We start from the raw sequence: 7,452 nt of genomic DNA, 5'->3' as shown, positions 1-7,452 counted from the left end.
GCAGCTCGCGAACTGGCGCATGGCCGGCCGCGATCTGGCCTTCCTCGTCGGCGGCCCCGACGGCCTGGCCGCGCCGGCGCTGGCCCGCGCCGACCAGCGCTGGTCGCTGGGCGCGCTGACCTTGCCGCACATGCTGGTGCGCCTGATCCTGGCCGAGCAGCTCTACCGCGCGGTCAGCCTGCTCGGCAATCATCCCTACCATCGCGCCTGACGGAGTGACCGATGCTGTATCTCGCCTCGCAATCGCCGCGCCGGCGCCAGCTGCTGGAACAGCTGGGCCTGCGCTTCGCCGTGCTCGATGTGGACGTGCCGGAACTGCACCGCGAAGGCGAACCGGCCGAGGACTACGTCAGCCGCGTCGCGCGCGAGAAGGCTGGCGCCGGCCTGCTGCAGGTCGCCGGCGTGGCCGGCGCGATCGTGCTCGGCGCGGACACCGAGGTCGTGCTCGACGGGGATGTATTCGGCAAGCCGGCCGACGCGGCCGCGGCCGCGGCTATGCTGCGCCGCCTGCAGGGCCGGCGCCACCGCGTGATCTCGACGGTCTGGCTGCTCAGCGCCGGCCGCGAGGAGCATGCGACCTCGCTCTCGGAGGTGAGCTTCGCGCCCATGGACGAGGCCGCCATCGCGGCCTACGTCGCGAGCGGCGAACCGTACGGACGCGCCGGCGCCTACGCGATACAGGGCCTCGCCGCGGCGCACATCGATCATCTGGACGGCAGTTTCACCGGCGTCATGGGCCTGCCGCTGTACGAGACCGCGACCCTGCTGCGGCGTTTCGGCCATCCGCTCTGAGCGCCGCGCCGGTTGCGCATCGACAAGCGTCTCGGGCCGCGGCTATAACCGTGCCGACAGGGAAGCGGTCCGTCGTCGAGGCCGCCGCCTGCCGTGCCGCCGCCGCGCGGAGCGCGGAGCGCGGCGGACCGGCGCCGAATGCGAGCCCGGTGGCGGTTCTTTCAACCATACGTGGCGCGGTTCAGCCGGCCGCTGACAAGGTAGTTCGGTGAGCGAAGAAATCCTGATCAATGTGACGCCGCGCGAAACGCGCGTGGCCGTCGTCGAAAACGGCATGCTGCAGGAAGTGCACATCGAGCGTGCGCAGCGCCGCGGCTATGTCGGCAACATCTACAAGGGCAAGGTCAGCCGCGTCATGCCGGGGATGCAGGCGGCCTTCGTGGAGATCGGCCTGGACCGGGCCGCCTTCCTGCATGCCTCCGACATCGTGCGCGCGGCGCCGTCGCTCGTCGGCGATCCGACCGAGGGCGGCACGGCGACCGGGCCGACGCCGCCGATCCTCGATCTGGTGCGCGAAGGCCACGAAGTCGTCGTGCAGGTCGTGAAGGATCCGATCGGCAGCAAGGGCGCGCGGCTGACCACGCATCTGTCGATACCCTCGCGCTATCTCGTGCTGCTGCCGTATTCGCGCATGGTCGGCGTGTCGGTGCGCATCGAGGACGAAGCCGAGCGCGCGCGGCTCAAGGAAAGCCTGCAGCAGCTCGGTCGCGACGGCAGCCTGGGCTTCATCGTGCGGACCAACGCCGAGGGCCAGACCCACGAAGCGCTGGCCGAGGACGTGGACTACCTCGGCCGGCTCTGGCAGGCGGTGCAGGAAGGCATCAGCCAGGCCCGCGTCGGCACGCGCATCTACGAGGACCTGCCGCTGAGCCTGCGCGCGCTGCGCGACCTCATGCGCCGCGACATCGAGAAGGTCCGCGTCGATTCGCGCGAGACCTTCGACAAGATCCACAGCTTCGCCCAGCAGTTCATGCCCGACATGGTCGAGCGCATCGAGCACTATCCGGGCGAGCGGCCGATCTTCGATCTCTACGGCGTAGAGGACGAGATCCAGCGCGCGCTGCGCAAGGAAGTCCCGCTGAAATCCGGCGGTTACCTGATCGTCGACCAGACCGAGGCCATGACCACGGTCGACGTCAACACCGGCGCGTTCCTCGGCCATCGCAACCTCGAAGAAACCGTCTACCGCACCAACCTCGAGGCGGCCCAGGCCGCCGCGCGGCAGCTGCGCCTGCGCAATCTCGGCGGCATCATCATCATCGATTTCATCGACATGACCGACGAGGAGCACAAGCGCCAGGTGCTGCGCACCCTGGAGAAGGCGCTCGTGCGCGACCACGCCAAGACCACGGTCTACGACATGTCGCCGCTGGGCCTCGTGGAGATGACGCGCAAGCGCACGACCGAGAGCCTGGAGCGCCAGCTCTGCGAGCCCTGTCCCGAATGCGGCGGCCGCGGCAGCCTCAAGACGGCCGAGACGGTGACCTACGAGATCTTCCGCGAGATCACGCGCGCCGTGCGCCAGTTCGACGCCGAGAAGCTGCTCGTGCTCGCCGCGCCGAAGGTCGTCAGCCGCATCCTCGACGAGGAATCCGCCGCGGTCGCGGAACTCGAGGAATTCATCCGCAAGACCATACGCTTCCAGCCCGAGGAGCATTACTCGCAGGAACAGTTCGATGTGGTCCTGCTCTGAGCGCGCGCGCCTGAGCGGCCGGGTGCGGCGACCGTGACGCCCTGGCGCCGCCGCCTGCGCCGACTGCGCATCGCGCTGACCGTCGGCCTGGCCTGCCTGATCATTCTCGCGGCGGTGCTCGTCGGCCTCGTGCGGCTGCTGCTGCCGCAGGTCGGGCTGCACAAGCCGCGCGTGGAGAAGTTCCTGTCCGAGCAGCTGCAGCGTCCGGTCAGCATCGATCAGGTGCAGGGCTACTGGGGCGACGGCGGACCGCTGCTGCGTCTGGACGGCGTACACGTGGCCGCGACCGACACGCGGCTGCCGCCGCTGGTGATTCCGCAGGCCGAGGTCGGCCTGGATCTCGGCGCCTGGCTCGGCCGCAACCGGCACTGGAGCGAATTCCGCATACGCGGGCTGGACCTGCGCCTCGAACGCGGCGCCGACGGACGCTGGCAGGTGTCCGGCCTGGCCGGCGGCGACGCCGAGGCCGGCGACAACCCGTTGCTGTCGCTCGGCGGCGTCGTGCTGCGCGATGCGCGCGTGCACGTGCTCGATGCCGCGCGGGCCGTCGACGCGGCCCTGCGCATCGACGAACTGAGGCTGATCAACCGCGCCGAGCGCCATCGCGTCGCCGCGGTGCTGCGCCGCGACGCGCCCGGGGCGACGCCATTGCAGTTCGTCGCCGACTTCGACCGCACCAGCCGCAGCGGCGACGCCTATCTCGGCGGCGAGGCCGTCGACCTCGCCAATCTGGCCGGCGGCCTGAGCTGGGACGGCCGCCGCCTGCGCACGGGCCGCGGCCGCCTGCAGTTCTGGGCACGCCTGGAGAATGCCGCGCCGGTGTCGGCGCATGCAGCGCTGGATCTCGAGGGACTGGAGATCGAGGTCGGCGCCGCCGCCGCCGCGGAGACTTCCGGCGATGCGGCGGCCGCGGACACGACTGGTGCGGAAAAAGCCGTTGCGGACAAATCCGCGCCCGGCAAGGCCGCCGAGAAGTCGCCGGCCGACAAGCCGGCCGCGGTCCGGACCGTGGGACTGGCCCAGCTGCGCGGCTATGCGCGCTGGCGCCGCGACGCGAACGGCTGGACCCTGGACCTGGCCGACCTGCACGCGGCGCGCGCCGGGACGAATCCGACGGCGTCGGCCGCGAGCCTGCGCCGCGACGGCGACGAATTCCGTCTCGACGCGCCGCAGATCGATCTGACCAGCGTCGCCGCATTGCTGCCGCTCGCGCCGGGCGCCGACGGCAACGCCTGGTCGGCGCGCGCCGCGCCGCAGGGCCAGCTGCAGAACGTCGCGCTGCGTTTCGCCGGCCGCGACGACTTCGAGCTCGACGCGAGCCTGCGGGGCCTGAGCTTCCTGCCGGTGGACAAGGTGCCCGGGCTGACTGCGCTGCGCGGCGAGCTGTACGCCGACGCGAACGCCGCCGTGCTCGAGCTGCCGCCGCAGGCATCGACGTTGAACTACGCGCGCAAATTCCGCCAGCCGCTCGCATTCGAGCGCCTGGCCGGACGCATCGCCGCGTTCCGGCTCGACGACGGCGACGGCGGCTGGCGCGTGGAAACCGATGCGCTCGACGTCGACGGCGCCGGCTTCTCGACGCAGCTGCGCGGCGGCCTGGAGTTCCGGCCCGGCGGCGCCAAGCCGCTGATCGATCTCTACGCCGTCGTGCTGACTAGCGAGGTGCCCGCGGCCAAGCAGTTCTGGCCGATCGGCGACATGTCGCCGAAGGCCATGGACTGGCTCGACCGCGGCCTCGTCGCCGGCATCATCACCGGCGGCCGCGCCGCGATCCGCTGCGATCTCGACGACTGGCCGATCCGCAACTTCGCCGGCCAGTTCAAGGCGCGCGCCGAGATCAGCGACCTGGTGCTCGACTACAACGCCGCCTGGCCGCGCGCCGAAGGCGTCGGCGTCGTCGCCGAGTTCGTCAATTCGAGCATGCACGCGGAGACCAGCGGCGGCCGCGTGCTCGGCGCGACGACGCGGCGCGCGGTCGCCGACATTCCGTGGTTCAAGGACGCCGTGCTGTCGCTCGACGTCGAAGGGGAGGGCAAGGGCGAGGACCTGCTCGCGGTCGTGAACGCCTCGCCGCTCGGCACGCGCTTCGCCAGGGAGCTCAAGGGACTGCAGATCGGCGGTACGGCCGACGTGAAGTTCCGGCTCGACCTGCCGTTCGCGCCCGATGCGCACAGTACCGTCAAGGGCGAGATCGCGCTGAGCGATTCGCCGATCGTCGCGAAGAAATGGGACGTGGATTTCGCCCACGCGAACGGCAAGCTGTTTTTCCACGACGACGGCCTCAGCGCCGGTCCGCTCGCGCTGCAGAATGCCGGCTATCCGGCGTCGTTCTGGCTGGCTCTCGGCGCCGACGTCAAGGATTCGGCCAACGCCGTCGAGGCGCGGCTGGAAAGCAATCTGCCGATGGATTTCGTGTTCAAGGACGCGACCGTGCTGCAGCCCTGGTGGCCGCGCTTCTCCGGCCGTTCGGACTGGACTGTCGACGTGGCCGTGCCGCGCGGCGACGCGCCGGGCCGGGTCGTCATGCGCTCGGAACTGCGCGGCACGGCGATCGACCTGCCGGCGCCGCTGGACAAGCCGGCCGGCGACGCGATGCCGGTGCAGGTGTCGCTGCAGCTGCCGATGGCGGGCAGCCCGCTGGCCGTCAATGTCGCCGACGTGTTGCGCCTGCGCGCGCGGCTGCCCGATGCGCAGCGCGAGTTCGCCGGCGCGATCGCGCTCGGCGAAACGCCGCCGGAGCAATTGCCCGATGCGGGCCTGAGCGTCGGCGGCCGCGGCCGCCGGCTCGACCTGTCGGGCTGGGTCGGCATTGGCCTGGGCGCCGGCAGCGGACCCGGCCTGCTGCGCGCGATCGACCTGCGCGCCGACAAGGCCACGATCGGCAGCCGCGAGTTCAACGACCTCGGCCTGGTGCTCGCGCGCCAGCCCGACCAGGTCGGCATCAGCTTCAGCGGTCCGCAGCTGCAGGGCACCTTGCAGATTCCGACGGCGGATCTGCTCAAGCGCGGCATAACGGCGCAATTTGAACATGTGTACTGGCCCGATCCGCCGCGGCCGCCGGGCGCGCCGGCGGTCGACGACGGCATCGACCCGTTCGACGGCGTGGTGCCCTCCACCGTGCCGCCGCTCCATCTGTGGATCGGCGATTTCCGCCTCGGCGCGGCCAATCTCGGCGAGACGCGGCTCGAGTCGCTGCCGACGACCGACGGCATGCGCATCGACCAGTTCGAGACGCGCTCGGCCGACATGGAAATGCACGTGCGCGGCCAGTGGAACGGCGACGGCAAGCGCCACCGCTCCGACGTCGATCTGGATCTGACTTCGGAAAACCTGGGCCGCATGCTCGCGGCGCTCGGCTTCGCGGGCCTGTTCGAGGGCGGCCAGACACTCGCCCACCTGAACGCGTACTGGAACGGCTCGCCGGCCTCCTTCGCGCTCGCGCGGCTGGAGGGCAAGCTCAAGCTCACGGTCAATGCGGGCCGCATCCTCGACGTCGAACCCGGCATGGGCCGCCTGTTCGGCCTGTTCTCGGTGCGCGAGATCCCGCGCCGGCTCGCGCTGGATTTCGGCGACTTCTTCCGCTCGGGCATGAGCTTCACGGCGATCAACGGCGAGTTCGCACTCGGCGGCGGCAACGCGACGACGAACAACCTGACGATCACGAGCCCGGCCGCCGACATCCGCATCCAGGGCCGCACCGGCCTCAGGGCGCGCGACTACGACCAGCAGATGGTGGTCACGCCGCGCGTCGGCGGCGCATTGACCGTGGTCGGCGCGCTGGCCGGCGGACCGGCCGGCGCCGCCGCGGGCCTGGCCGTGCAGACCTTGTTCAACAAGGCGATCAACCAAGTCACGACCGCGCGCTATCACGTGACCGGCAGCTGGGAAAAACCCGAGATCACGCTGATCTCGCGCGAGGGCGGCCGCAGCCGCAACGAGGCGACGCCGCCCGCGCCGGAGCTGCAGGGACCACCGGCCGAATCGCCGCAGGGGAACCCGCGGCGCTGAGCGTCAGTCCGACGCGGCCACCCACCGCCGCACGGATCTTCCAATGCTCGCCACCGTCGTCGACGGCGATCTGCTCGACCAGCCGGTCGACGTGCTCGTCAATGCCTGGAACCGCAACGTGATTCCGTGGTGGCTGCTGCTGCCGCAGGGCGTGTCTGGCGCGATCAAGCGGCGTGCGGGACTGGCGCCGTTCGTCGAGCTCGGCCGCGCCGGGCCGCTGGCGCTCGGCGACGCGGTGCTGACCGGTTCCGGGCGCCTGCCCGTGTGCGGCATCATTCACGTGGCCGGCATCGATCTGCTCTGGCGCGCGTCGGCCGAGTCGATACGGTGCAGCGTGCGATCGGCGATGACCGTGGCGCACGCGAACGGTTTCGCATCGATCGCGTTTCCAGTCATCGGCGCCGGTACGGGCGGCTACGCCGAGGCCGCGGCGCTGGATCTCATGCGGCAGGCCCTGGCGCCGCTGCACCTGCCGCTGTCGGTGCGCATCGTGCGTTTCCGGCCGCGCGCCGCGCGGCGCGGCTAGCGTCCGGCGCAGTTCCGTCGAGTCCGCCGTGCTTGCCTGGATGCGCCTTGTAGCCTACCGTTCCCGCCCTTATCTCCCGCGCACTGCCTCAGCTGGAAATCCGATGAATGCGATGATCGCGCAAGCGAGCGAACGCCTGTTGCGCCCGGGCGGCCTGTCCACGCAAGAACTCGATCGCGTGTTCGCGCGGCTGCTGGGGCCCGGTGTCGACGCGGCCGATCTGTATTTCCAGCATGCGCGTTCCGAGTACTGGCTGCTCGAGGACGGCATCGTCAAGGACGGCAACCATTCGATCGAACAGGGCGTGGGCGTGCGCGCGCTGGCCGGCGAAAAGACCGGCTTCGCCTATTCCGACGAGATCGTGCTGCCGCAGCTGCTCGAGGCCGCCGGCGCCGCGCGCGCCGTGGCCAAGGCCGGCGCCAACGGCGTCGGC

The 7,452-nt window shown here is 71.1% G+C and carries 6 protein-coding genes; all 6 read left to right on the top strand.

Annotated elements, in window-relative coordinates; translation table 11 throughout:
- Nucleotides 1-211 (top strand): 23S rRNA (pseudouridine(1915)-N(3))-methyltransferase RlmH (locus NON22_RS17420; RefSeq protein WP_257388216.1); only part of this gene is annotated, 211 nt, incomplete at its 5' end.
- A gap of 11 nt (nt 212-222) precedes the next feature.
- Complete coding sequence (locus NON22_RS17415) at nt 223-792, top strand: Maf family protein (RefSeq protein ID WP_257388215.1); 570 nt, start codon at nt 223-225, stop codon at nt 790-792.
- Between the two features lie 208 nt (nt 793-1,000).
- Nucleotides 1,001-2,485 carry a ribonuclease G gene (gene rng, locus NON22_RS17410; RefSeq protein WP_257388214.1) on the top strand — a complete coding sequence of 495 codons (1,485 nt, stop codon included), beginning with the start codon at nt 1,001-1,003 and terminating at the stop codon, nt 2,483-2,485.
- A gap of 33 nt (nt 2,486-2,518) precedes the next feature.
- Complete coding sequence (locus NON22_RS17405) at nt 2,519-6,493, top strand: YhdP family protein (RefSeq protein ID WP_257388213.1); 3,975 nt, start codon at nt 2,519-2,521, stop codon at nt 6,491-6,493.
- 43 nt (nt 6,494-6,536) lie between these two features.
- Entirely contained in the window at nt 6,537-7,019 is a 483-nt protein-coding gene (locus NON22_RS17400) for a macro domain-containing protein (protein ID WP_257388212.1), read from the top strand.
- Nucleotides 7,020-7,122: 103 nt separating this feature from the next.
- Nucleotides 7,123-7,452, top strand: a 330-nt coding sequence (locus NON22_RS17395) for a PmbA/TldA family metallopeptidase (protein ID WP_306673871.1), incomplete at its 3' end; no start/stop codon positions are given.

The organism is Tahibacter caeni, from assembly GCF_024609805.1.
In the GTDB taxonomy this organism is placed as follows: Bacteria; Pseudomonadota; Gammaproteobacteria; order Xanthomonadales; family Rhodanobacteraceae; genus Tahibacter; species Tahibacter caeni.
Note: the sequence above shows the minus strand (reverse complement) of the source record. Positions and strands in the feature narration are given on the sequence as shown.

Bases quoted from the DNA above. Each gene is read 5' to 3' on its own strand.
- NON22_RS17415 (WP_257388215.1), top strand. From the start codon at position 223: ATGCTGTATCTCGCCTCGCAATCGCCGCGCCGGCGCCAGCTGCTGGAA.
- NON22_RS17400 (WP_257388212.1), top strand. From the start codon at position 6,537: ATGCTCGCCACCGTCGTCGACGGCGATCTGCTCGACCAGCCGGTCGAC.